This is a genomic window from Streptomyces xinghaiensis S187 (genome assembly GCF_000220705.2).
Lineage (GTDB): Bacteria > Actinomycetota > Actinomycetes > Streptomycetales > Streptomycetaceae > Streptomyces > Streptomyces xinghaiensis.
In genome coordinates, this window is record NZ_CP023202.1 from 970,125 (window position 1) to 992,773 (window position 22,649).

The window sequence follows — 22,649 nt, forward strand, 5'->3', positions numbered from 1 at the left end:
CGGATGAGAAGGAGGGACCCGATCGAGACGATCGACTGGCATACCGGGGGTGAACCGTTCCGCATCGTGCCGAACAGCCCCGCCGCAGTGACCGGTTACGGACTGACCGTCGCAGAGCGCCGGATCGTGGCGATGGAGAGCGAGGACGTGCAGTGGATGCGGGCGCTGCTGTGCAGCGAGCCCCGCGGTCACGCGGACATGTACGGCGGTTTTCTGGTTCCACCGGACGACGCCGACGCCCACCTCGGTGTCCTCTTCTGGCACAAGGACGGGTTCTCCACGGCATGCGGGCACGGCACGATCGCCCTTGGGGCCTGGGCAGTCACCTCCGGCCGGGTTCCGGCTCCCGTCAACGGCGTGACGGACGTCGTGGTCGACGTCCCCTCGGGGCGCGTCACGGCGAGTGTCCGCACCAGCGGGGGCGTGGTCGAGGAAGTGACGTTCACGAATGTCGCCGGCCATGTCCACGCCAGCGGCGTGGAGGTCGCGACCTCGCGCGGGAGGGTCAGCGTCGACATCGGGTTCGGCGGTGCGATGTATGCCGTGCTGCCAGCAGAGGCGGTCGGCCTGCGAGTGCGCCCACAGGAGGTGACGAAGCTCATTGCGGTGGGCCGCGAAATCCGCGATGCGCTCAACGCTGCCGGCGCCGCCGAGCACCCCAGCGATGCCCGGTTGTCCGGGGTCTACGGGACGGTCTTCACCGAGGAGGCCTCCCCTCCGCGGCTGCGGGCCGACGGCGGCCGGCAGTTGCACCAGCGCAACCTCACGGTGTTCGCCGATGGTGAGGTCGACCGATCCCCGTGTGGTTCGGGCACCTCGGCCAGGGTCGCGCTGCTCGCCGCCACCGGGGAACTGCAGTCCGGTGACGAGCTGCGGCACGAGTCCGTGGTGGGCTCCGTGTTCCGCGCGCGGATCGCGGAACGGACCACGGCACACGGACTTCCGGCGGTCGTCACGGCGGTGACGGGCACGGCCCATGCGATCGGGACGTGCCGGTTCACCGTCGATCCCCGCGACATGCTCGTTCCCGGATTCGTGCTGCGATGAGCGCCATTCTCGATGCCGAGGACGTCTTCGCGCTCGGTTACACCGCCGCCGTGGCTGCGGTCCGCGACGCACTGGCTGCAGGGCTCGATCCGGACCATGACGTGCCGCGCAGCGTCCTTGCTCTGACCAACGGCCAAGGGCTGCTCATGCCGTCGGAAGCCGGCGGCTGGTTCGGGGTGAAGGTCGCCACCGTCGCTCCGGGCAACGCCGCACGTGGCCAGCGGCGGATCAACGCGACGTACCTCCTGCACGACAGTGAGACGCTGACTCCCGCCGCGATCCTCGACGGAATCGCACTGACGACCCTGCGCACACCCGCAGTCTCCGTCGGGGCCTGTCTGGACCGGCTGCGCGTTCTTGCGGACTCCTCCGCCGACGGGCTGCGACTCGTGGTCTTCGGGACGGGCCCGCAGGGCGAGGGACACGTGCGCACGATCCAGGCGCACGCGCCCCTCGCCGACGTCACGGCCGTGACGCGCCGCGGCGGTGCGACCCCGGTCTGGGCAGACCGTCACGTTGCCTCGGATGACGCGGCGGTCGCCGGTTGTGTTCGCAACGCCGACGTCATCGTCACAGCGACCTCGGCCTGCCAGCCGGTCGTGGACGGACGTCTCGTACGCGACTCAGCAGTCGTGCTGGCCGTCGGTTCCCATGAACCGTCGGTGCGGGAGCTCGACGGTGTGCTCATGGGCCGTGCAACGGTCATCGTCGAGAGCCGGGATGTCGCACTCCGCGAGGCCGGGGACGTCATCCTCGCGGTGCAGGAAGGCTTGCTCGACCCGAATTCCCTGGTGCCCATGGCCGATCTGCTCGGCGCGGGAGCCACAGCTCTCCCCGATGACCGCCCAACGGTCGTGAAAACGTCCGGGATGGCGTGGGAGGACCGGGTCGTCGCCGTCGCAGCCTACCGGCAGTGGCGTGAAGCGTGAACCGCCCCGGGTTCGATAGGAAGGGCGTGGCATGACTCGATCCTTTCGCGAAATCGAGTGGTGGTGGTCTTCACTCGAACCGGGGCAGTTCACCACCGAAAGTCAGCCAGAGCCGCCTAATTGACAGGCCCCGGCAGCGGGAGGAAGGCCGGGCCCGGTTGCCACTCGGGGGTGGGACAAGGACGGGTCCGGCCCTCCGGACCGGCGGGGGTGAACACGGTGCTCGGCCATCCCCGCCGGCGGATCGGCCGGCTGCCCGTCGCCCTAGGGGGTGCGCGACGGGCCGACGGCCCTGGGTACTGGTGCCGACAGGGGCATTCCGGCACCGGTACCTGAAAGGTTCACTACCACCGGGTGGGTCGTCCATGTACTGGGCAGGCCAATTCCGTGGAGTGGACGGAGCTCAGTCCGCGTCGTCGCCGGTGACCGGTGGGGACGCGTCGGCGTCCACGGGGGTGAGCGGTCCGGAGTGCCGGACGATGTTCTCCAGCGTGCACACTTCCGTGCGGCCCCGTACGGACAGCAGCGGCATTCCGCTTTTGTCGCGGATCCCGAGGAACAGCCAGTGGTTGCCGTCCCCGCCGTTCTCGGCCAGCGGCCGCGCCAGGTCGTAGACGCGGCCCCAGAGACAGTAGGGCCGCACCGCCTCCTGGTAGGCCGCGTGGAGCAGCCGCGGCACCTCGTGGGCGACGAGCCGTACCGGTACGCCGGCCCGTGTGCCGAAGGCCAGCTGGGCGTATCCGGCCGGCCGGGTGTCCTCCGCCGCCCCGGCGCCGATCTCGGAGAGCCACCGTTCCCAGTCGGCCAGGGTCCGGGCCCGGATGCAGACCACGACCCGGTCGTGGTCCTGCTCGACGGTGAGCACCTCCGGCCGCGTCCCGTAGCGGTCGACGAGGTCCTCGAAGACCTTTTCCGCGCGGGCGCAGCGGGCCTCCCACTCCGCCGGTGCCGGCAGCCGGGTCACCGTGCCGGGCTCCGGGGGCGGACCGGTGGCCGGCTCCGTCCGGCGCAGCACGATGCCCTGGTGCGGCAGCACGGTGTCCGGGGGCGGCCGGCCGTCCCCGACAGGCCCGGGAACGGCCTCCGGGGTGACCTCGGTGCGATCGACGCGGCCCATGGCGTTGATGTCGGTGAGGAGCCCGGCCGCGTCCAGGCCGACCGCGATGCGCAGTTCCAGCTCCGGCCCGCTGTAGGCCGCCAGCGCCTCGCGGATGATCCGCAGGGCGTGCGGGAGGTTGGGGTTCAGGGTCATGCGGCGACCACCGGATGGCCGGCGGGGAGCGAGCGTGCCAGGCTCCGTACGGCCCGGTGGGTGAGGGTCTTGACCGCGCCCTCCCGTTTCCCCATGATCCTGGCCGTCTCGGCAACCGACATGCCCCGGCGGAAACGGAGCGTCACGCACTCCTGCTGCAGGGGGCTGAGCCGGCCGACGGCCGCCCAGAGGGCGGCATGCGCGTGGGCCTCGATGACTTGTTCCTCGACCGCCCGCTCGTAGGCGTCGCTGTCGACCACCGCGCCGGGGAAGACCTCGCGCCGGACCGGGCTCGACTTGTAGTGGTCGATGACGATGTTGCGGGCGATCACCATCAGCCAGGCGCCGAAAGCGCGGCCCTGGCAGGAGAACGTGCCGATACGGCGCAGGGCGCGGAGGAACGTCTCACTGGTGAAGTCCTCGGCGAGGGCGGTGTTGCGCACCCGGTGCCGGACGAAGGCGAACACCTGCCGGTGGTAACGGTCGTAGAGGGTGGCGAAGGCCTCGGTATCCCCCTCGCGGGCGAGCGTGACGAGCCAACGCTCGGTGGCCGTGTGCAGGCGGGCGGCCCGGGCATCATCCGGTGTGGTCACGACGGTGCCTCTCTGGTCGGGGGCGGGGACGGGGGTTCGGGGACGGCAGGTCGCGGGGCGAGGATCCGGGTGTCGTCGGGCGGGAGGCCCAGGGCGGAGCGGAGGCGGCGGTAGGTGGCCGGACGCATGCGGCGTCTGGTTCCGACTTCGATGCGGCTGAGATAGCTGGCGGTGATGCCCACCCGCTCGGCGAGCTGGGGAATCCCGATGCCGCTGCGCATGCGGAGTTCCCGGACGGCCGTCCCGTCCACGGGATACGTGGGTGAGGGACGCTGCATGGCGGAGAAATTAGCGGAAGTTAGCGGCCATGTCTAGCTGCAATTCGCGGATCACTGCGGTTAGTTGGCGCGTTTATCCGCTAACTAGCACGCACTTGGCGGTGCGTGGGCCAAGTCCTAGCCGGTCCTAGCCGGTCCTGAGAGGATGGGCGCATGGTTCCCCACCTCGATCGTTTGGCAGAGCGCGCCACGCGGCGCCGGCTGGAACTCGGCCTCGGTGTCGAGCCCGCCGCGCGGTCCGCCGGCATCAGCAAGGACACCTGGAAACGGGTCGAGCGCGGCGCGCGGGTCCGTGACACCAGCTACGCGCACATGGAGCGCGCTCTGGGCTGGGCGCCGGGCAGTTGCCGCCTCGTCCTCTCCGGCGGGGAGCCGGTCCCGGTCGAGCGGGCGAAGGCCGATCCGGAAGTCGTCATCGCCTCGCTCCCCAGGGAGGAGGTGGAGGCCAGCATCCGGCAGGCCCTCGAGAGCGCGGCGATCGCGGTCACCGATCTGCAGGCGAGCAAGATCCGGGAGATGAACGAGCGGGTGCTGGAGGACCTGCGCCGCAGAAGGCTGATCTGAGCGGACGGAGGACGGCGGGCGGCGGGCGGCCACGGCGCGGGCCCAGCCGGGAGCGGCGAGCTCCGCCGCGGCGCGGCGCTCTGCGGGATTCCTGCGTCCGGGGGCGACGGAAGTGGCACCATCGGACGGTCACTCGGGGGTTCTCCCACTCCTGAAAAGGGGGAACCATGCGCAGCACTCTGGTGATTGCTGACCACGGGCCGGCCTTCCGCGGATGGGTGGCCCGCACCCGAACAGGGCGGGAGGTGTGCGTCGCTCCGCCCACAGTCGGGACCGACCCGACAGCTCGGCAGGTCGTGCGGGAACTGGTGACGCGACTCGGAGGAAACTGCACGATCTGCGCCGGCTGTTTCATCGGGAGGGAATGACCGGTCGGCCGGCTCACGGAAGACCCGGCGGCAGGGGTGCCTGCCGGACTGCCGTGACGACCTGACCGGCCGTCCGCTCCCGCTCCACGGTGCACCCTCCGTACAGCCGTCCTGTGCCGTGCCCGGCCCAGGGCGGCTCTGCGTATCGCCGTCCCCTGGCATGCTCCGCAACCGTGCCCCGGTCGGCCCCGGCACCTCAAGGCCATTTCGTTGCACACGGTGTGAATTGCCCGGGTCCGGTGGGCCTCCCCGCGGCACGGCCCGGACATCCGCCCGCACAAGGAGTGAGCCACCCCATGCCGAACGGAGCCTTCCTCGCAGCCGTGCGCGAGCGCGGCGGATACAGCCCGGACGAAGCAGACACGGTCACCAGGGCCGTCCTCACCGCGCTGGGCACGGCTGACGCCCGACATCGCGAGCCATCTGACCGACCAGCTGCCCGACATGATCAACGACGCGGAGGCCGCGGCCCGGGACTGGGGGGTACGGACCTTCGTCGCCCATGTGGCCGAGGCCACCGGCGAGGACGAGGAGAGCGCCGAGGTGGCCACCCGCGCGGTGCTGTCCACGCTGGCCGACCGGATCGGCCGCGGGGAGCGGGACGCGCTGCTCAGCGGGCTGCCCGCGGAGCACGCCAACCTCTTCGGCTATCCCGAACTGGCCGGCTGACGAAACCCGGCCGCCGGACTCCGGCGGTAGGAACTCCGGCGGTGCGGGCCCCGGCAGTGCGCCGGGGCCCCGCCGGGCGGCTCAGCCGGGGGCCGGTCCCGCGCCCTCCCCGGGTCCGTCCCCGTCTCCGTCCCGGCCCACGCCGTCCTCCGCACCATCGGGCCGCCCCGCCAGGAACGTGTGCACGATCCCGCGCTGCCAGCCCGTCACCGGGGCGGTCCGCACCGGCGACAGACCCGCCCGCACGAGCCGGTCGCGGAAGGCACCGGCGGTGTCGAAGTCCAGCACGCTGCGCCACAGATGGCGGTAGAGCGAGGCGTCGCCTCGCGGCAGTGACCCGGCCGGGCACAGCAGCTCCCGCACCAACCGCAGCACCGCGTCCGGATCCACCATGTTCGTTCGAATGTACGGTGCGTATTTTCGCATCGACGTACCTTGCAGGCCACCGTCTTGTGCACCTCATGCGACCGGCATACCGCTGGGATCACAAGCCGTCAGCCCGCCCCAACACCGCGATGTGAAGGTCAGTATAAGCCGCAGCGGTAAAGCCGGAAGCGCTTCCCTGTTCGCAGTTCCAGTACCTCAATGTTTTCTCACCCAGGCTCCATTGTGATTCATCTGACGTTTAATCAGGCGCGCCCGCTGATGCCAAGCGGAATTCTGGCTGCGTAGCCAACGAACGCATGTGTCCTGAAAACAGCTTCATCGGTATTGATCTTCCCGCCTAAAGTCCTGCCGTCTGTGCGGTTCCGCACCGACGTTTGAGCTGACCTATCGGGAAGGACACGGCACTTCGTGTATCCATCCACACAACCGACCACGCCAAGACGCAGACGAGGCAACCGGCTCGCAGCGGCGACTGCACTGTTGCTGATCGCGGAGGTCGGCATTGCCGCGACAGGCCAAGCCGCTGCGGCTCCTACGCCGGAGCGCGGCAGCGAGCCGGCCAAGGTCTCCCAGCCGTCCAAGGCGGAGATCCTCAACGCCGACATGGAGTGGGCGGCCCGGCACGCCAAGGGCTCGAAGGCGTGGGCGATCGTCGAGGCGAAGAAGAGCGGCAAGAAGGTCGTCGCCCATGACGAGACGACGGCCACCTCATACACCGTGGCCAACCCCGACGGCACCCTCACCACCGACCTGACCTCCGGACCCGAGCGGGTCTGGCGCGGCGGCAAGTGGCGCAAGGTCGACGTCACCCTGACCAGGGCCGGCGACGGAACTGTGAAGGCCAAGGAGCATCCAAATGGGCTGCGCCTGGCGGGCAAGGGCGGTGCCACTCCGGGATCGCTGGCGGCCGCGCAGGACGCCGCCCCGCGGGACCTGGTCACCCTCGGCAGCGATGACCAGGCGGTGACGCTGCAGTGGAAGGGCGGTCTTCCCACGCCTGAGCTGAACGGCACCACCGCCCGCTACCGGGAGGCCGTGCCCGGCGCTGACGTCATCGTGGAGGCCACGCGGACCGGCTTCGAGCAGTACGTGGAGATCGACAAGAAGCCGGCCTCCGGCGCCTACTCCTACACACTGCCGGTCAAGGCCAAGGGGCTGAAGGCCAAGGCGAACAAGGACGGGTCGGTGACGTTCACCGACGCCGGGACCGGTGACCGGCGCGCGACAATGCCGGCCCCGGTCATGTGGGACGCCTCGGTGGACAAGCAGTCCGGCGAGCACACCCGCCGGGCCCGCGTCGCCATGAAGGTCGTGAACAAGGGCACCGGCCGCATCGACCTGGTCGTCACCCCCAGCGCCGGCTTCCTCGCCGACCCGAAGACCAGGTACCCGGTAACGGTGGACCCGTCCACCTCTGCCCTGGCGTCCACCTTCGACACCTATGTGCAGCGCGGCGAGACGGTCGACTGGTCCGCAGACACCGAACTCGACTTCGGCAACCCGGGTACCACCAACGCCGACGGCACCACCCGCGTGGCCCGATCCTTCATCCACTGGAACACCACACCGATCCAGGACGCGTTGATCATCGACACGAACCTGGCACTGTGGAACTTCCACTCCGGCAACACCGACTGCTCCGCCCAATCCTGGACCATCTGGGACACCACTGCGGCATCCACCTCGTCGCGCTGGACCAATCAGCCCACCTGGAACCAGCAGTACCACTCCTCCACCCAGACTCGCGGCAACCCGGACTGCACCGGCGCCCAGCCCGACGGATGGATCAACGCCGACGTCGACGATCTTGTCCAGACCTGGGCCTCGGCGAAGGTCACCCGCGGCCACATGGGCCTGCGAGCGGCCACGGACGACACCCGTGCCTGGAAACGCGTCAACTCCGGTAATGCCACAGCAAACCAGCCCAAGCTCACCGTGACCTACAACTACCGGCCCTCCGACGGCACCGACCGGCAGGCCGGCGCACCCTTCAAGTCCTACGCTGGTGTATGGGCGGTCAACACCACCACCCCCACTCTGCGGGACACCTTCACCGACCCTGACGGCGACACCGTCAACGGCACCTTCCAGGTCTACGACGCCGCCGCCAACACCCCTATCGCCACCCCGGCCGGCGAGGGCCTGCTCGTCTCCGACTTCGTCGCCTCCGGCAAACCGACCTCCGTCACCGTCCCGGCCGGCCAGCTCCAGGACGGCAAGACCTACAAGTTCCGCACCAACGCCTACGACGGCACCCACTACAACCTGGGCTGGTCTCCCTGGACCGAGTTCGTCGTCGACACCACCGCACCCGGGGAGCCGTCCCCGGTGACCTCCGACCAGTACCCCGAGGGCAGCTACGGCGGCGGCAGCGGTCAGCCCGGAACATGGACAGCGACCACGACCAGCGACGCCAACCAGCTTCGGTACCGAGTCGACGGTGAGGACCCCGACCCTGACACCGGAGCCACAGGACGCGGTACCTGGCAGACGGTCAACACCACCTCAACGTCGACCGGCACGTCGGGCTCCTTCGCGGCGACGCCCACCACCGACGGCGCACACCAGGTCGAGACCCAGGCCGTCGACCGCGCGGACAACATTGGCGCCACCAACGAGTACGGATTCATCGCCGGAGCCGCGCCGGCGACCCGAAGCCACAAGGTCGACATCACACTGAACAAGCCGGACCCGACTGTGGCCGACCCGGACGACTGGAACAACCCCTACCCGGCGTTCGGTTGGGACGGCTGGAACACCATGACGAGCTCGGGCATCATCCAGCAGGACGTGCCCGCTCTGCTCTCCCCCAAGCAGAAGACCACCAAGGCCGGCGACGCCACCATCACCATCACACCGCTGAAGAAGCGCACCGCCGGGGCAGCACAGGCGATCAAGGAACAGAAAGCCCGCGAGCGGAAGGCCGGCGTTGGCCGGAACGGTGCGCAGACCGTCACCCCGATGGCGGCCACCGCATACACCGGACCCATCCTTGACAGCTCTTGGTGCGACACAACCCTCACCGCTCAGAAGTCCTTTATCCGCCGCAGTGAGGCGTGCCTGCTGTTTTCCTGGAACGTCAAGGGCAACAACGGCACGAAGGACTACTACCAGGACTTCGAGCTGATGTGGCAGTTCAAGCTCGACCCCAAGGGCAATACGATCAAGCACTGGCTTCAGATGACGCCGCTCCCCAGCGCGATCACGGACCAGTGGCCGTCATCCCCCAAGGCCCTGTCGTTCAACATCCTGGCCTCATGCGTCAACGGCGGCTGCACGGATAACGACACGGGCTTCGACTGGGAGACAGGCCGCACCCCCACATGGACGTCCGGCGTGGATTCCCATATCGCCCAGGGCAACGCCGAAACGACATGGGACGGTAGTGTGGCCAACGCATCCGGCTCCAAGGACAAGGACCGGTCCCGGGAGATTCCGCAGCTCATTCAGGGGGTGCTCACCACGGACACTCCCAACATGGTGGTGACGGACAATCACGGCACTTCCCCCGCGGCCATCCCGGCGCGCTGCGACAAGGTATACGGGACCGGCGGCTGCGCCATCAAGGAGTACAGCCCCGGCTACTCGATGAACTCCAAGAAGTTCCCTGCGGCCGCGGCGCACGCTTGGCTGATCCAAAACCGTCTGGCCCCCGAGTTCTTCGGCCAGACGCCCGTGACCCCGCTGCAGTACATGCCGAACAAGACCCGGAACGCGGCAGGTGCTACGGGTACCGGTCGCAGCGAAAGCGCGAACCGGTACAGGGTCTGCTACGGCGCAGCGGCGAACAGGATGGTGTACCGCACGGACACAGCGCTTCATCCGGAACTCTCGCAGTCACAGAAAGACCAGCGCTCCTGCGACGAATACTCCTTCAATGCGACGTACCAGTCGGCTGGCATGCCCAAGGCCGAGGGCGGCAAGAACCCCAAACCCGTATCGGATGCTCTACAGGGGCGGGAGTGCGTCCAGACCTACGAGAAGAAGTTGCCCGACGGCACGTACCGGCTTTACGACGATGAGCGCTACGCCGCGCCGACCTGGGAGGAGACCTGCGGCCGGTCCTCGATGTCGCTGAACGTCAACTCCCAGTCCATGGCCAGGTTTGGGGCGTTCGCTTCCACTTTCCGGCTGCTCGACAAGGACACGTACTGGGTGGACATCGACGGGTTCCAGGATTGTGACGCCACAGCTGACGTGATTACCTGCGCTCAGCGCCCGTGACACCCGGAACTTCCGGCTAGGAGCCCGGCCCTCGGACCCACGTGGTTTCGAGGGCCGGTTTGTCAGGAGATGACGTCAGCGCGCCACGGGCCGCCAGCCATCCTGCTCGTACATCGGGTCGGTGTCGAACCAGGTCAAGCCATCGCCGGTCGGGGACATGTAGGGACTCATCCCGAAGATGTGGTTGGGGTGTCCCTCGGTCAGAGAGGCTGCGCCGTCTTCCAGCCAGTCGGCAAGACCCGCCCCCAGCAACACCGGCTCTTGAGCATCCGCCCAGGTGCCCAGCAATCCCGTTGCCGGGTCGAGGTAGGTTCCCTCCATCATCGTGTACTTCGCGCTTGCGGTCACGGGCACGTAAGGTACGGTTTCCTGACCGGCCAAAGCCGACAGCGGCCCACCGTGCGCAGTGATCACGTGGTCAAGCGGGAGCCATGCCTGACCATTGGGCATGAAGTCAACTGCGTTTGCCTTTTGGTGCCATGGATCGTTCTCACTTCCCGGTGGGAACGGCTGCTCGCCAAACTCTTCCAGATCCGCGCCCTGCACTCCGTCATGGATCAAGTAGAGCGCTCTCAGTTCCAGCGGTATGACAACGCCTATGGCTTGCTCGGTCCGCTCTATCTGCTCAAGCGTCGCCGGCTCACGCAAGAGACTGTATGAGAGCGGCGCGTGCTTGCTCAACCACTCCTCAAAACGGCGCCACGCCGCCACCACCCGCGTCTGCTGCTTCATGAGTGCTCTCCTTCGGCTATCAAGGTGGTCTCCGCCCGCCCGAAACAGCGTAGGTGCCACGTCGTACGCTCGGCGTGATCCGTGATCTCCGTGCACGCGCCGAGCGATAGTCCGGGATCTGAGCGGTTAAGTCAGGCAGTGCAGGTCATCTGCCCTTCTCGTTCAGGCGGGGCTTTGCAACGGAACACAAGGAATTCGCAGCCACGACCCGGAACTCGCGATCGCCGGGCCGGGCTTCCGCGGTGGCCTCTGTCTCTGCTTCGTGCAGCCAGGAGCAGCTAGGTGACGGGCTCTGTACCGGTTCTGCCCTCTCCGTAGCCCTCCCACGTCGGTCTACAGACTGTTCACGCGCGCTGGAACTCAGTGCCTCCGTGGCCACGGCTCCAGCGACGGCCAACACTGCGGCGGCCGCGATGAGCCAGCGCTGCGTCTGTCTCAACGGGGGCCGCCTCCGGAACCCATCGTCGATCACACCGTTATCCTCCCCGTCTTGGTGGCCTACCACCCAAACCGCACAAAGCGCCATGCGGGCCTTTCCGCACCCCGGTCTACAGAAACCGACTCCTGAGGCAGTCCAAGAGAAGAGTAGACGCAGCTCAATCATTGACACATCATCTGCTGCACTTCCCTTGCCCGGTTCTGCCCTGCAGGCCCGCGGCTGGAGCTTGTTCTCGCCGGTGATCGGGTCTTGACCCCAGTACCTGGACATGGTTATACGGCTTGGGTCAGCGTGGTTGGTTCGTTCGGAAGGTGTTCTCTTGAACCGTCGGCTGCGGTGGCCGAGGCGGGAGTGACGGCGTTCGTGTACGGCGCGCGGAGGCCGTTGACCTTCGCCAGGTCCCGCCAGTCGACGTCCAGCCGCCGGGCGATCACTGAGAGGGCGGCCTGACCCGGTAGACGTCCTTCCCCTGGCCCTCGTCCCGGCCCGCCGCTGTCCGGGCGGGGCGCGCCGGTCCGCAGTCACGGATACAGCTGGTCTCCCGGGCGCTCCGTGGCGTACCCGTTCCGGTGACCGCCGAGCCACGAGCCAGTCCCCGGCGTCCCTGTTGGAGCCTCGGGACGACTACCACGTGGTCGCCAGGGAGGACAACGCCGTCGGCATGGCGGCAGGAGCCGCACTCGCCGGACGGACGCCGAGGGTCCTGATGCAGAATTCCGGGTTCGGCCAGTCCGTCAACGCGCTGGCCTCGCTCGTCATCCCTTACCGCATCCTCATGCTGCTGGTGGTCAGCATGCGCGGCATACAACCCGACGGGACGACGGAGAACCTCGCCACGGGACGGCTGACCGAGCCGATCCTGAAAGGCCTCGGAGCGGAGTTCACCTGGCTGTCAAGCAGCCGGGCCGACCGCCAACTGGCCTTCGACCGATGCATCCTGACCGATAAACAACGCCCGTACGCTCTCGTTGTCCGTCCCGATGAGTTCTCCTGGAGGGCGTAGTCCATGTCCCTCACCAAATCCACTGCCGTCGCGGCGATCGTGGCCGCCGCACCAAGCCTGCCGACGGTCTTCGCGACCGGCTTCACCCCACGGATCGCGGCCTCGACGGCGCACCAGGGCAACGGCAGCCACTTCTTCATGACCGGCTCGATGGGCCTTGCCCTGTCGATCGGTACGGGCCTCGCCTGGGAGACACGGAGAACGACCCTGGTGGTCGACGGTGACGGTAGTCTTCTGATGAACCCGTCCGGCCTCGTTGCCGTGGGCGCCGCCCCGGGCCTCCCGTTGGTCCATCTCGTACTGGACGACGGGCGCTACGACTCCACCGGAGGCCAGCTGACACCCGGCCGCACCACTGCCCTGATTGCCTGGGCCCGCGCATCGGGCATTCGGCACACCACACCTTCACCGAGGAGGACGAGCTGTCCACACATCTGCCGCGCATCGTCCAGGACTGCCGCGCTCCCGTCTTCGTACGCTGCATCGTGTCCCCGGACTCCTTCGCTCCGCCACTGCGGGTCTCCGAGGACCTGGCCCACATCACAAGGCGGTTTCGTCGTGCGGTGACGGCGCACAAGACCGCGGTCGAGGCGGTAGGGGGCGCGGGCCGGTGACCGTGGACCTGGTGGTTGAACATGTACGACACCCGGATAGCGAGACCCTGGACTCCTTGTCCGCGCTGCTGTCCCAGCTCTCCAGGAGCGCGAAGCAGCTGACCCTGCAGTCCTTGACGGCGATCGTGTCCAGCGACACTACGACCCTAATGGTCGCCCGTCTGGGCGACCGGATGGTCGGCACGCTGACCCTGGTGGTGTTCCCCCTCCCCACGGGCGTGCGGGCATGGATCGAAGACGTCGTCGTGGACGAGTCCGCACGCGGAGCCGGAGTGGGTGCCGCCCTGGTCGATGCGGCGATCGACTGGGCGCGGGAGGCGGGGGCGCGCACCGTGGACCTGACGTCCCGTCCGACCAGGGAGGCCGCCAACCGGCTCTACGAACGGCTGGGCTTCCAACGGCGGTCCACGAACGTCTACCGCATCGAGCTCACGGACGGCTGAGGTATCCACATGTCGCTCAGCCAGCAGACGACCCCGTCCTGGCCAGCGTCGTGAAGGGATTGCGAAGGCCGAGGAAGCGGGAGGGAGCCGGCCGGAGCAACGCCCTGAAGGCGTTGGGCCATCGCAACTACCGGCTATTCCTACTCGGCGAGACGGTGTCGGACACCGGCACCTGGATGCAGCGCGTCGCCCAGGACTGGATCGTGCTGGAGTTGACCGGAAGCACCTTCGCGGGTCGGGGTCACCATGGCCCTCCAAAGCGTCCCCCATGCTGCTCTTCGGGCTCTTGGGCGGCCTCGTCGCCGATCGGTTCCCCAGGCGCGCGGTCCTCCTGGTCACACAGAGCCTGATGGGCGTCCTGTCCGGAGTCCTGGCGCTACTCGCCTGGACCGGTGACATCCGCGTGTGGCACATTCACCTGATTGCCGCCCTCCTGAGAATCCTGATCGCTGCGGACCTTCCGGCCCGGCAGACGTTCGTGGCGGACATGCTGGACCAGGAGGGCGTCAGCGCAGCGCTCAGGCTGAATTCTGCGGCCGGGCAGCTCGCCAAGGTGACCGGTCCGGCGGCAGTGGGCCTGCTGCTTATGCGGGAGCGGGAACTGCGCGCCGAGCCGCGATGCGGCCCGGGCGCGGAAGCAGGTCAGAGCGGGACTGCGCTACGTCTCCGGTCACCCCTACCTGCTCGTGCCGATCAGCCTGGCGGCAACGGTGGGTACCTTTGGATACAACTTCCCGGTCTTGTCCTCCTTCACGAAGACCGTCTTCGACCGCGGACCCGAGGCGTACGGGCTCCTCACCACACTGCTCGCGCTCGGAGCGCTGCTCCCGCGGCGCGCTGGCCGCGGCCCGGCGCTCCGAGGTCCGGCCCTCGATGCTGACCGGCGCGGCTCTGTGCTTCGGGGCGTTGGAGGTTGCGGGCGCGCTCTCGCCCTCCTTCGTACTGTTCTGCGCCCTGCTGACCTGCGCGGGTCTATGGGGGATGCTCTTCACATCAGCTGTGAGCGCAACGTTGCAGTTGGCCAACGACGCGGAGATGCGCGGGCGCACCGTCATCCAGTCCGAGGCCGGCGACCCGCTCGGGATACTCCCGCACCAGGCGAGCTGCTCGGGAGTCCTGGCGCCGAGGTAGTGGTCAGCCTCAACCTGCGGACGCCTGGGCTTCGTCGGCCTCGACGACAGCGGCCCGGACGCTGACCCGGCGGTGATCACCGGCTACAAGGCCGCCCGGAACCGGCCCCTGACCGGTGGCCAGAAGCTGTCCAACAAGGCACTGGCCGCAGTGCGGGCCCTGCTGGTCCTCACGAACAAGGAAGTTGCCCGATGACCGACGATCTTGTCGCTGGACTACCACCCCGAACCTGGCCGAGCGCCCCGACGCCTACGCACACCAGCCCACCTGACGTGCAGTTTTCACGATGCACACCCCTCAATGGGGAGCTGTCCTATGGTGGCAACATGTCCGTTGAGTTGGTGTCGCGCTTCACTGTTGACGATGGCTTACTTAGTGCGCTGCACGCACGAGCCTTTGGTGGTGGCGACTATGGGGTAACGCCGTGGCGGGAGCGCCTTCACCGACATGCGCTCAGTTGGGTGGGTGCGTTCGATGCTGGGCGCTTGGTGGGCTTCGTCCAGGTGTGCTGGGACGGCGGTGCACACGCGCGTTCTTGCTGGACACCGCAGTGGACCCGCTTTGGCAGCACCAGGGGCTTGGCCGGCGGCTGGTTGAGGCTGCGGCGGCAGACGCCACAGTGGCTGGTTGCCACTGGTTGCACGTCGACTTCGAACCTCACCTTGAGGGGTTCTACCTACGGCGGTGTGGCTTCACGTCCACACCAGCGGGTCTGCTGCGTCTCGGCGGCGAGCCGGGCGCCGACTCCTGACCGCGGCACGGCCGACGTCACTCATATTGACAGCCATGGTCGGCGTGGTGAATGAGCTCGCCCGGGGCGACTTCGCGGCTGGCCAGGGCATACTCCAGCGTGGTCAGGACCAGGTCGGCGTCTGCGTGGGCGGAGGTCTCCCAGGCCACGACCCGGCGGGAGAACGCGTCGCGGATCGCGGACAGCCACAGCGCTCCCTCCCCGGTGGGGATCATGGTCAGGTCGGTGGCCCACCGCCGGTTCGGCCCGTTCGCGGTGAAGTCGCGTTGCACCAGGTCAGGGCCAGATCGGCGTCCGGGTGACGTCGGGTGAAGCCCTTGTCCCGGCGAGGGTTGATCCCGGCCAGGCCGGCCTGGCGCATGAGCCGTTCAACGCGTTTACGGCCGACGTGGACACCTTCACGCTGCAGGACGGCGTGCACGCGGGGAGTGCCGTAGGTCCCGCCGGAATCGGCGTGAACCTGCCAGATTTTCCCCGTCAGCTCGGCATCCCGGCGGCGTCGCTCGCACGGCTCGGTCTCGGCCTGGCGCCATCGGTAGTAGGTCGAGGAGGGGATGGACAGTTCCCGGAGTACGGGCTCGACCCCCAGGTGCGGGTGCGCATCGACGAGCGCGGTCACCTGGGCCGGGTCGGGTCGAGCTGGGCCGCGAAAAAAGCCGAGGCCGTCCGCAGGACCTCGTTCGCCCGCTTGAGCTGGGCATTCTCCTTGCGCAGGGCGCAAGTTTCTCACGCTCGGCGGTGGTGAGCATGTCGCCTCGCTCGCCGGCGTCGGCCTCGGCCTGACGGATCCAGTTGCGCAGAGCCTCGTGATGCACGCCAAGCTCCTCCGTCATGCGGCGGATCACAGGCTTCGGCTCGGAAGCGCGGTACATCCGAACCGCACGCTCACGCAACTCCAGCGGGTACTTCCTGGGGCAGGCATCGTCTGGGCTCCTCTCGTGAGACCCATCTGCCCCTCTGTCACCCATCCCCGCATCTCGGGGGAACCTCATACGTCGACGGTCCGGGCAAGTAGGGCTCTTGGCTCATCCGGTGGGCCCGGCCGTTTCTGCGGCGTCGAAGTCGTAGCCCCGGTCCGCATATAGACGCCGCGGCTTGCCCCGGGGGCGTCCCCGAGCTCCTCGAATCGAATCGGCGGGACCGCGTCGAGCAGGGGCAGGAGCTGGGTGACCTCGTGTCGGTTGCCGCCGGTGAGCGTGACGGCGAGTGGGGTTCCGTGTCGGTCGACGATCAGGTGGTGCTTGGAGCCGGGGCGGGCGCGGTCGACAGGTGAGAGTCCAACGTGGCCCCCCCTTTGAGTGCCCGGACGTGGGATCCGTCCAGTCCAGGTCCAGCAGGGCGGTGCGGCGCAGCTCGGTCAGCAGGGCGGCGTGCAGGCGTGGCCAGACGCCGTCCTCGGTCCAGGCCCGCAGTCGGCGCCAGGCCGTCACGCCGGAACAGCCCACGGTCTCCGCCGGGACGCCCCGCCAGGCGACACCGGTCCGCAGCACGAACAGGATGCCGGCGAGTGCTGTTCGGTCAGGAACACGCAACCGCCCGGGATACCAATGGCATCGTTCGGGAGCGGGTGGCATCAACGGGCCCACCCGTCCCCACAGGTCGTCCGGAACAAGATCAGCACGCACTCGGACTCCTTGCCGACTAACGTCGTCGAGCACAAGACCCGCAGCCCAACTCATTCTGAAACGATCAGGTATGGGCTTGATTCGCTTTGACGGGCATCAGAGATCGGGGGCTTCGGCCCCGGAAGGATGATGTCCATCATGGAGAGCATGGGGAAGAAGAAGCCTCGACCTCGCCGCTCGTTCACGCCGGAGTTCAAGGCCGAGATAGTCGAACTGTGCCGGCGGGGTGACCGCTCGGTCGGTCAGGTCGCCAAGGACTTCGACCTGACCGAGACCGCGGTGCGCGACTGGGTCAAGCAGGCCGAGGTCGACGCCGGCGAGCGGGACGGCCTGACCAGCAGCGAGCGCGAGGAACTGGCCGCACTGCGGCGGGAGAACCGCAGGCTGCGGGAGGACGTGGAGATCCTCAAGCGGGCCACGGCTTTCTTCGCGAAGGAGACCCGGTGACGGTGCACCCGTTCATCGAGGCGGAGAAAGCCGCAGGTCACAAAGCGTGCGTGTGAACTGCTCAAGGTCTCCAGAGCCGCCTTCTATGCCCGCCGCACCGGCACCCCAGGACCCCGCGCGGTGCGGGACGCCGAGTTGACCGAGCAGATCACAGCCGTGCACGAGCAGTCCCGCGGAACCTACGGGGCCCCGCGCGTCCACGCCGTTCTCCAGCGCGAGGGCCTCGACTGCGGACGCCGCAGGGTGGCCCGGCTCATGCGCCTGGCCGGACTGGCCGGCCGGCACCGAAGACGCCGGCACCGCACCACCATCCCCGACCCGCACGCGGCCACCCGCCCCGACCTGGTCCTCCGCGACTTCCAGCCCGACCCGACCGCGACCGACACCCGCTGGTGCGGCGACATCACCTACATCGCCACCGAGGAGGGCTGGCTCTACCTGGCCACCGTCATCGACATCGCCTCCCGCCGGGTCGTCGGCTGGGCCACCGCCGACCACCTGCGAACCGAACTGGTCGCCGACGCCCTGCGCGCCTCCTTCCACGCCCGCCGCCCGACCGGTCCGGTGATCTTCCACTCGGATCGCGGCTGCCAGTACACCAGCCGTGAATTCGCACTTTTGGCAACGGAGTTCGGCGTCAGGCTCTCGGTCGGCCGCACCGGGCAGTGCTGGGACAACGCGCTGGCCGAGTCGTTCTTCGCCACCCTGAAGAACGAGCTGATCGACACCCGTTTCTGGCCCAGCCGGGCTGCCGCCCGCACCGCGATATTCGAGTGGATCGAGAGCTGGTACAACTTGCAGCGGCTGCACAGCACTCTCGGCTACCGCACACCCGCCGACTACGAGGCCACCCTCGCAGCCTGACCACCACACCGACGGTGTCCGTCAAAGCGGAACAAGCTCAGGGGTTTTCCGCGCAGGGTGGTGAAGACGAAGGGGCGGGTGGAGGCGGTCAGGTCTGCGTGGAGCAGTTGGGTGAGGAAGGGGGGGCAGGGAAACGGTGCGGACGCTGGCGAGGGTTTTGGGGTGGCCGAGGCTGAGGTGGCCGTTGACTTCGTGGAGGGCGCCGGAGGCGGTGATGTGGAGGCGGTTGCTGGGCAGGTCGAGGTTGTCGCGGTGGAGTCCGGCGAGTTCGCCCCAGCGCATGCCGGTGTAGGCGGCGGTGATGACCAGGAGTGCCTGGTTGCGTGAGGCGAGGTGGAAGACGCGGTGGGCGATGGTGAGGACCTGGTGCTCATCGGCCCAGGGGCGCTCGCGGCGCGGCTGTAGTCGGCCGCGGCCCCTGCGCTGGGGGCGGACGGGGTTGGTGGTGATGAGTCCGTTGTCGACGGCGTCGGTCATGAGCATCGCCAAGAGCTTGCGGATGCTGGTGACGGTGGCCGGGGCGTAGGCGGGGGTGAGGGTATTGAGCCAGATCTTGATGTCGGCGGGCGTGATCTGGTGGACGGGGGTGGTTCCCCAGCGGGGCAGGATGTGGCGGGTGAGGAGGCTGCGGTAGAAGGCTTCGGTGTTGTCGCCGACGTCGACGGTCTGCCACCACACTCGCGCCCAGTCGGCGATCGTGGGCGGCGGCTGCGTGATGGTGCCCGAGGGAGCGGCTGCCGTGGTGATCGCGCTGGTGGGCGTCGGTGCGGGCACGATGTCGGGTGGGGTGGTGGGTGTGCTGTGGAGCTGGTCGGCGTGGGCCTGTGCGGCCCGCCGGGTGGGGAAGCTTCCCGGGACGCTGGCGGCTTTTCCGTTGGCCGCCCAGTAGCGCACGCGCCAGCGTTTGCCGCGTTGTTCAACCCAGGCCATGGGTGCACTCCTTTCAGGTCGTGTTGCCCCCGGTGCCGGGATGCGGGTCGGACCGGGGGCGACCATGGACGCTCGATATGTCCCGGAGCGGAAGCCCCGACCGGGTGATGGTCGTCAAGGGCGGGCCCCGGGCCGCCGGGCGGGTCGGGCGCCGTTGCGGATGACGGTCTCCACGTCCGCCGTGGAGAACCGGAGGTGCCGCCCGACTCTGGTGCAGGGGATGAGGTCGGCGGCGGCCTTCTTCCGCAGCCACGAGGCAGGGATCTGCAACAGCTCAGCCGCCTGTTCGGGGGTGTACAGGAGTCGAGCCGGGCTCCCCGTGCCCGAGCCTGGCCCCGGCACAGCCGTTGCCTGGCCACTCGATCTGCCTTGCGAGGTAGCAGGTTCTGCCCGGGCGTTGCCGCGCTGGGAGGAGGCATCCTTCTGGGGGTGGGGGCGCTGGGAATGGTCCGGCGGTTTCCTGGTCGGCTGGTCGGCTGTCCAGTTCAAAGGTGCGCGCGTTCGGCCCGGGGTGGTGTGTTGCTTCGTCATGCGGACTCGGACTCAGTCGAGCGGGGTGGCCTGGGTGTCTCCAGGGTTTTCGGCGTGGTGAAGATCAGGGCGTCCTCGTGCTGGACGAGGCAGAGCGGGATGCCGTCGCGACGGGCGTCGCGGATGTTCTTCATCTGGAAGAACGAAGGGCGGGCAACGAGCCCGCCGTCGCGGATGCCTGCAAGGAGAGCCACGCAGCGCTCGGCGGGGACGAGGCCGGCCGCGCGCCCGGCGGCCAGAGCGGCGGAGGGCAGGTCGACCAGTTCGCCGCGGGTGCGCCAGGGTCGGGTGGTGACGACGACGGTGCCTCCGGGGCGGAGCATCAGGCGGCACTGGGCGAGGATTTCGGTGAAGGCGTTGAGGAGCAGGTCGGTGGAGACGTGGGCGAGGTTGGCCGGGTCGTGGCTGTAGCGGTAGTTCTTCTTCGCTACGCCGCGCTCGCCGGAGTCCCGGGTGGAGCGGACCTGCCCGTGGACGCTGGGCCCATACGGCGGTGAGGTCACCACGAGATCCACCGTGCCGCGGAGCGTGGCCGGCAGGAAGCGGGTGAGCCGGCGTGCGTCGCCGCAGTACACAGTGCCGGTGGCCATGCCGCCTTCGTGCGCGGCGGACGCGGTGTTGCGGCTGGCGAGGTCGGCCCACTGCGGTTCGTATTCAACGCCGACAGCGCGGCGGCCGAGGTGGAGGGCCTCCACCAGGGTGGTGCCGATGCCGCACATGGGGTCCAGGACCAGGTCGCCGGGGTTGGTGTAGGTGCGGATGGCGTGCGCGGCGATCGCGGGGAGCATCTTGGCGGGGTGGGCGGCGGAGCCGGGGACGTAGCGGCCCTTGCGCTGAGCGGGCGCCGAGGTGGGGGCGGTGTTCCACACCGAGAAGGGAGCGGGCACAGTCAACTCCTCTGGCCGTCAGGCGTGGTGGATCGCGGAGAGGACGAGCAGGTCGCCATGGATAACGCCGGGGGCGGCATCGCCGGGCGGGGCGGGTGCGAGAGCGTCGTCCACAGCACGGGCGTAGAGGATGACGATGTGCTGCAGGTAGCGGAAACCCGCCGTGCGCGCCGCGGCGACGAGCGAGCCGAGCGGGTCGGTGAGCACTCCGGCGTCCCGGCGCTGGCGGGTGGCGAGCAGGAGCAGCCCGTCCGCGGGCAGCAGGCGGTGGGCGCGGTGGAAGAAACCGGGCCAGCCGTTCTCCATGGCCCCCGGCATACCTCTCTCCGAAACCCCCAGTGCATCGCTCGACGCCGGCAGGGCGTCCGGGTGCAGCTCGGCAAGCAGCACCGACGCGCTGCCGGGGGCGGTCCCGTCTTCGTCGGTGTAGCTGGTACAGGGCATGCAGGCGTCCGCCCCTGGCACGAGGTCCTGCTGGATGGAGACCTTGAGAAGCGTTGCGGGCCGGCCGTCTGGGCGTTCGACGAACTCAGTGCGGATCATCTCGATCGCCCAGTCCGGCAGCACGGCGCCGGGTGCGGGAGCGACGCGTGACTGTTCGGGACGTGGGAGCCAGATGGTGGTTGGCAGAGCGGCAGAGTCCCGCTTCTGGGAGCCGCGTGGGCCACGGCGTGCGGAGTGGAACATTAGCGGGCGGCGCCCGGACTGGAGAACGCGGTCCGTCTGGTGCTGACGCCCAGTAATAGGGACGGAGCATGAGGTTCTTGCCGTCGCTGCTCGCGTCGTTCCGCACTGCCATGGTGCCGGTTCACTCGTCCAGCGAGCTGTCGGAGATTCTGTGGGATCTACGTTCTCCCAGCTCAGACGGGTGACGAGCCACCCGCGAACCACCGGCGAGCCACCCGGCACCCTGCTGCTTCCTTCGGGTCATCGGATGCCGTTCAGGTATGTCGTTGACTGATGATGAACGCATCCGGTCACCGCTTGCCCCACGATTCGGATCAAGGAGCACTCGGGGGAGCCAAGTCGGCTCGCCGTCCTATCGGAGTCCCTTATGCTCGCGAGGCAATTGGTATGAACAGTCCAAACCGGGGGGCGCATTGCCGCATGGCTGACGAGGTCAAGTACGAGTACAAGACCGTGCAGACGGTTCGCGGCACCGATGGCTTGGTGCTCTCACAGATGCGGAAGGACGGCTGGGAGCTCATGGAGCAAGCCACGGGCACGCTTCGCTCCACCCTCAACTTCCGTCGACCGAAGAAGCCGCTGCCGTGGCCCCTGATCGGCACGGGGGCGGCCGTCCTCGTGATCCTGGCTATCGTCATCGGCACCGCCTCTGTACTCGGCGACGGAGGCGAGAAGAAGGACGTATCAGAGAAGCCGGCGGCCGCCGCGAGCGAGAGGCCTTCCACTACGCCGACTCCGACCGCGGCCAAGCCGGCTGCCCAGGTAATCACGCCTCAGAACAACCCGGAGTTCGCGGCGCTACTGAAGGCGGACACGTGCGACGACGCGAACCTGGACTTCGCGACCAGGCACGAGGGCCAGACGGTCGCCTTCAACGGCTCTATCGTGCACATGGCGCCACATGGCGACTACGACACCCGCTACGACTTCCTCCTGGGCCCAGGCGACAAGGGACCGAAAACGGCAGTCGGTCCGGCCTTCATGTACGAGGACGTCAACATCTTCGACCTGGAACTGACCGGCAAGAACATCCCCGCCACCGTCGGCGCAGGCGACGAGTTCCGCTTCGTCGCCGAGGTGGGCCACTTCAACGCGGGCCAGTGCCTCTTCTTCCTCGACCCGATCTCGACGGAGACCCGGTAGTCAAGATGGGCAGCCGCGGAACCACGGATCAGTGTGACCGGACATTCTTTCAGCAGTGATCATTTCGAGACTCCGTTGAGCAAGAACAACATCGGCCATGTCGCCGACCCG

25 protein-coding genes and 3 pseudogenes are annotated in these 22,649 nt (G+C 68.5%); 15 read left to right on the forward strand and 13 right to left on the reverse strand.

The annotated features are described in order from the left end of the window. The first annotated feature begins 3 nt into the window (after window positions 1-3). The gene (locus SXIN_RS04135; RefSeq protein WP_019710718.1) at window positions 4-1,047 is read left to right on the forward strand and encodes a proline racemase family protein; all 1,044 of its coding nucleotides are present in this window, start codon (window positions 4-6) and stop codon (window positions 1,045-1,047) included. Then, window positions 1,044-1,976, forward strand: a complete 933-nt coding sequence (locus SXIN_RS04140) for an ornithine cyclodeaminase family protein (RefSeq protein WP_019710719.1) — start codon at window positions 1,044-1,046, stop codon at window positions 1,974-1,976. Before SXIN_RS04135 ends, SXIN_RS04140 begins: the two co-directional genes overlap by 4 nt. 403 nt (window positions 1,977-2,379) lie before the next feature. Here SXIN_RS04140 and SXIN_RS04145 read toward each other — a convergent pair whose 3' ends face one another. The 3 genes from SXIN_RS04145 to SXIN_RS04155 are packed head-to-tail and all read right to left on the reverse strand — an operon-like array spanning window position 2,380 to window position 4,099. Continuing rightward, entirely contained in the window at window positions 2,380-3,228 is an 849-nt protein-coding gene (locus SXIN_RS04145) for a BN159_2729 family protein (RefSeq protein ID WP_095756591.1), read from the reverse strand. Beyond that, complete coding sequence (locus SXIN_RS04150; RefSeq protein ID WP_095756592.1) at window positions 3,225-3,821, reverse strand: sigma-70 family RNA polymerase sigma factor; 597 nt, start codon at window positions 3,819-3,821, stop codon at window positions 3,225-3,227. The genes SXIN_RS04145 and SXIN_RS04150 overlap by 4 nt, the downstream gene beginning before the upstream one ends. Then, window positions 3,818-4,099 (reverse strand): helix-turn-helix domain-containing protein, encoded by a 282-nt coding sequence (locus tag SXIN_RS04155; RefSeq protein ID WP_095756593.1) that lies wholly within the window; start codon window positions 4,097-4,099, stop codon window positions 3,818-3,820. The genes SXIN_RS04150 and SXIN_RS04155 overlap by 4 nt, the downstream gene beginning before the upstream one ends. A gap of 153 nt (window positions 4,100-4,252) precedes the next feature. Here SXIN_RS04155 and SXIN_RS04160 point away from each other — a divergent pair, with 153 nt between their 5' ends. Next, window positions 4,253-4,663: a hypothetical protein gene (locus SXIN_RS04160; protein WP_019706932.1), complete on the forward strand. Its 411-nt coding sequence runs from the start codon at window positions 4,253-4,255 to the stop codon at window positions 4,661-4,663. 812 nt (window positions 4,664-5,475) lie between these two features. Next, window positions 5,476-5,700 (forward strand): DUF2267 domain-containing protein, encoded by a 225-nt coding sequence (locus tag SXIN_RS31915; RefSeq protein WP_238153668.1) that lies wholly within the window; start codon window positions 5,476-5,478, stop codon window positions 5,698-5,700. Window positions 5,701-5,781: 81 nt separating this feature from the next. Here the strand turns inward: SXIN_RS31915 and SXIN_RS04170 are convergent, their stop codons facing one another. Further along, the gene (locus tag SXIN_RS04170) at window positions 5,782-6,093 is read right to left on the reverse strand and encodes a hypothetical protein (RefSeq protein WP_019710721.1); all 312 of its coding nucleotides are present in this window, start codon (window positions 6,091-6,093) and stop codon (window positions 5,782-5,784) included. A 474-nt stretch (window positions 6,094-6,567) separates the two neighbouring features. On the opposite strand from SXIN_RS04170, the gene SXIN_RS31155 reads away from it, so the two are divergent. Continuing rightward, window positions 6,568-10,311, forward strand: a complete 3,744-nt coding sequence (locus tag SXIN_RS31155; protein WP_475360447.1) for a DNRLRE domain-containing protein — start codon at window positions 6,568-6,570, stop codon at window positions 10,309-10,311. A gap of 75 nt (window positions 10,312-10,386) precedes the next feature. Here SXIN_RS31155 and SXIN_RS31460 read toward each other — a convergent pair whose 3' ends face one another. Then, complete coding sequence (locus tag SXIN_RS31460; protein ID WP_019710722.1) at window positions 10,387-11,043, reverse strand: SMI1/KNR4 family protein; 657 nt, start codon at window positions 11,041-11,043, stop codon at window positions 10,387-10,389. A gap of 1,046 nt (window positions 11,044-12,089) precedes the next feature. On the opposite strand from SXIN_RS31460, the gene SXIN_RS04190 reads away from it, so the two are divergent. The 7 genes from SXIN_RS04190 (at window position 12,090) to SXIN_RS32875 (ending at window position 15,424) form a co-directional block, all read left to right on the forward strand. After that, window positions 12,090-12,485, forward strand: coding sequence for a sulfopyruvate decarboxylase subunit alpha (locus SXIN_RS04190; protein ID WP_192883547.1), 396 nt, complete (start codon window positions 12,090-12,092; stop codon window positions 12,483-12,485). Window positions 12,486-12,623: 138 nt separating this feature from the next. After that, window positions 12,624-13,052: a thiamine pyrophosphate-dependent enzyme gene (locus SXIN_RS32990; protein ID WP_420341080.1), complete on the forward strand. Its 429-nt coding sequence runs from the start codon at window positions 12,624-12,626 to the stop codon at window positions 13,050-13,052. A gap of 58 nt (window positions 13,053-13,110) precedes the next feature. After that, on the forward strand, window positions 13,111-13,542 hold the full coding sequence (locus SXIN_RS04200) for a GNAT family N-acetyltransferase (protein WP_337589344.1): 432 nt from the start codon (window positions 13,111-13,113) through the stop codon (window positions 13,540-13,542). Window positions 13,543-13,810: 268 nt separating this feature from the next. Continuing rightward, window positions 13,811-14,422: an MFS transporter gene (locus SXIN_RS32995; RefSeq protein WP_095756598.1), complete on the forward strand. Its 612-nt coding sequence runs from the start codon at window positions 13,811-13,813 to the stop codon at window positions 14,420-14,422. A gap of 119 nt (window positions 14,423-14,541) precedes the next feature. Beyond that, entirely contained in the window at window positions 14,542-14,673 is a 132-nt protein-coding gene (locus tag SXIN_RS32680) for a hypothetical protein (RefSeq protein WP_272951791.1), read from the forward strand. A gap of 72 nt (window positions 14,674-14,745) precedes the next feature. Further along, window positions 14,746-14,868, forward strand: coding sequence for a hypothetical protein (locus SXIN_RS32685; RefSeq protein ID WP_019710726.1), 123 nt, complete (start codon window positions 14,746-14,748; stop codon window positions 14,866-14,868). A gap of 310 nt (window positions 14,869-15,178) precedes the next feature. Beyond that, entirely contained in the window at window positions 15,179-15,424 is a 246-nt protein-coding gene (locus tag SXIN_RS32875; RefSeq protein ID WP_420341037.1) for a GNAT family N-acetyltransferase, read from the forward strand. Between the two features lie 17 nt (window positions 15,425-15,441). On the opposite strand, the gene SXIN_RS04225 is transcribed toward SXIN_RS32875, so the two are convergent. The 4 genes and pseudogenes from SXIN_RS04225 to SXIN_RS04240 form a co-directional block, all read right to left on the reverse strand. Beyond that, on the reverse strand, window positions 15,442-15,639 hold the full coding sequence (locus SXIN_RS04225; RefSeq protein ID WP_095756599.1) for a DDE-type integrase/transposase/recombinase: 198 nt from the start codon (window positions 15,637-15,639) through the stop codon (window positions 15,442-15,444). Window positions 15,640-15,641: 2 nt separating this feature from the next. Next, on the reverse strand, window positions 15,642-16,043 hold the full coding sequence (locus SXIN_RS31920; protein WP_107501133.1) for an IS3 family transposase: 402 nt from the start codon (window positions 16,041-16,043) through the stop codon (window positions 15,642-15,644). 166 nt (window positions 16,044-16,209) lie between these two features. Beyond that, a pseudogene (locus tag SXIN_RS33000) lies at window positions 16,210-16,416 on the reverse strand (transposase); the annotation flags it as partial. Window positions 16,417-16,479: 63 nt separating this feature from the next. After that, window positions 16,480-16,998: pseudogene (locus SXIN_RS04240) on the reverse strand (IS5 family transposase); the annotation flags it as partial. 189 nt (window positions 16,999-17,187) lie between these two features. Here SXIN_RS04240 and SXIN_RS04245 point away from each other — a divergent pair. Together SXIN_RS04245 and SXIN_RS04250 are read left to right on the forward strand one after the other, a co-directional pair. Beyond that, complete coding sequence (locus SXIN_RS04245; RefSeq protein WP_039817598.1) at window positions 17,188-17,496, forward strand: IS3 family transposase; 309 nt, start codon at window positions 17,188-17,190, stop codon at window positions 17,494-17,496. 51 nt (window positions 17,497-17,547) lie between these two features. Continuing rightward, window positions 17,548-18,360 (forward strand): annotated as a pseudogene (locus SXIN_RS04250) (IS3 family transposase); the annotation flags it as partial. 21 nt (window positions 18,361-18,381) lie between these two features. On the opposite strand, the gene SXIN_RS04255 reads toward SXIN_RS04250, so the two are convergent. From SXIN_RS04255 to SXIN_RS04270, 4 genes are all read right to left on the reverse strand, one after another. Continuing rightward, window positions 18,382-19,290 (reverse strand): tyrosine-type recombinase/integrase, encoded by a 909-nt coding sequence (locus tag SXIN_RS04255; protein WP_095756602.1) that lies wholly within the window; start codon window positions 19,288-19,290, stop codon window positions 18,382-18,384. 114 nt (window positions 19,291-19,404) lie between these two features. Continuing rightward, on the reverse strand, window positions 19,405-19,821 hold the full coding sequence (locus SXIN_RS33005) for a helix-turn-helix domain-containing protein (RefSeq protein WP_095756603.1): 417 nt from the start codon (window positions 19,819-19,821) through the stop codon (window positions 19,405-19,407). Beyond that, a complete protein-coding gene (locus SXIN_RS04265) occupies window positions 19,818-20,708 on the reverse strand; it encodes a TRM11 family SAM-dependent methyltransferase (protein ID WP_019710732.1) in 891 nt (296 codons plus the stop codon). Before SXIN_RS04265 ends, SXIN_RS33005 begins: the two co-directional genes overlap by 4 nt. A gap of 18 nt (window positions 20,709-20,726) precedes the next feature. Then, window positions 20,727-21,251 carry a hypothetical protein gene (locus SXIN_RS04270; protein ID WP_238153669.1) on the reverse strand — a complete coding sequence of 175 codons (525 nt, stop codon included), beginning with the start codon at window positions 21,249-21,251 and terminating at the stop codon, window positions 20,727-20,729. 564 nt (window positions 21,252-21,815) lie between these two features. Here SXIN_RS04270 and SXIN_RS04275 point away from each other — a divergent pair. Next, window positions 21,816-22,538, forward strand: a complete 723-nt coding sequence (locus SXIN_RS04275) for a DUF4839 domain-containing protein (RefSeq protein ID WP_019710734.1) — start codon at window positions 21,816-21,818, stop codon at window positions 22,536-22,538. The last annotated feature ends 111 nt before the right edge of the window (window positions 22,539-22,649 follow it).

Bases quoted from the DNA above. Each gene is read 5' to 3' on its own strand.
- SXIN_RS04135 (WP_019710718.1), top strand. From the start codon at position 4: ATGAGAAGGAGGGACCCGATCGAGACGATCGACTGGCATACCGGGGGT.
- SXIN_RS04140 (WP_019710719.1), top strand. From the start codon at position 1,044: ATGAGCGCCATTCTCGATGCCGAGGACGTCTTCGCGCTCGGTTACACC.
- SXIN_RS04145 (WP_095756591.1), bottom strand. From the start codon at position 3,228: ATGACCCTGAACCCCAACCTCCCGCACGCCCTGCGGATCATCCGCGAG.
- SXIN_RS04155 (WP_095756593.1), bottom strand. From the start codon at position 4,099: ATGCAGCGTCCCTCACCCACGTATCCCGTGGACGGGACGGCCGTCCGG.
- SXIN_RS04160 (WP_019706932.1), top strand. From the start codon at position 4,253: ATGGTTCCCCACCTCGATCGTTTGGCAGAGCGCGCCACGCGGCGCCGG.
- SXIN_RS31915 (WP_238153668.1), top strand. From the start codon at position 5,476: ATGATCAACGACGCGGAGGCCGCGGCCCGGGACTGGGGGGTACGGACC.
- SXIN_RS04170 (WP_019710721.1), bottom strand. From the start codon at position 6,093: ATGGTGGATCCGGACGCGGTGCTGCGGTTGGTGCGGGAGCTGCTGTGC.
- SXIN_RS31460 (WP_019710722.1), bottom strand. From the start codon at position 11,043: ATGAAGCAGCAGACGCGGGTGGTGGCGGCGTGGCGCCGTTTTGAGGAG.
- SXIN_RS32990 (WP_420341080.1), top strand. From the start codon at position 12,624: ATGACCGGCTCGATGGGCCTTGCCCTGTCGATCGGTACGGGCCTCGCC.
- SXIN_RS32995 (WP_095756598.1), top strand. From the start codon at position 13,811: ATGCTGCTCTTCGGGCTCTTGGGCGGCCTCGTCGCCGATCGGTTCCCC.
- SXIN_RS04225 (WP_095756599.1), bottom strand. From the start codon at position 15,639: ATGATCCCCACCGGGGAGGGAGCGCTGTGGCTGTCCGCGATCCGCGAC.
- SXIN_RS04245 (WP_039817598.1), top strand. From the start codon at position 17,188: ATGGAGAGCATGGGGAAGAAGAAGCCTCGACCTCGCCGCTCGTTCACG.
- SXIN_RS04255 (WP_095756602.1), bottom strand. From the start codon at position 19,290: ATGGCCTGGGTTGAACAACGCGGCAAACGCTGGCGCGTGCGCTACTGG.
- SXIN_RS33005 (WP_095756603.1), bottom strand. From the start codon at position 19,821: ATGACGAAGCAACACACCACCCCGGGCCGAACGCGCGCACCTTTGAAC.
- SXIN_RS04270 (WP_238153669.1), bottom strand. From the start codon at position 21,251: ATGATCCGCACTGAGTTCGTCGAACGCCCAGACGGCCGGCCCGCAACG.
- SXIN_RS04275 (WP_019710734.1), top strand. From the start codon at position 21,816: ATGGCTGACGAGGTCAAGTACGAGTACAAGACCGTGCAGACGGTTCGC.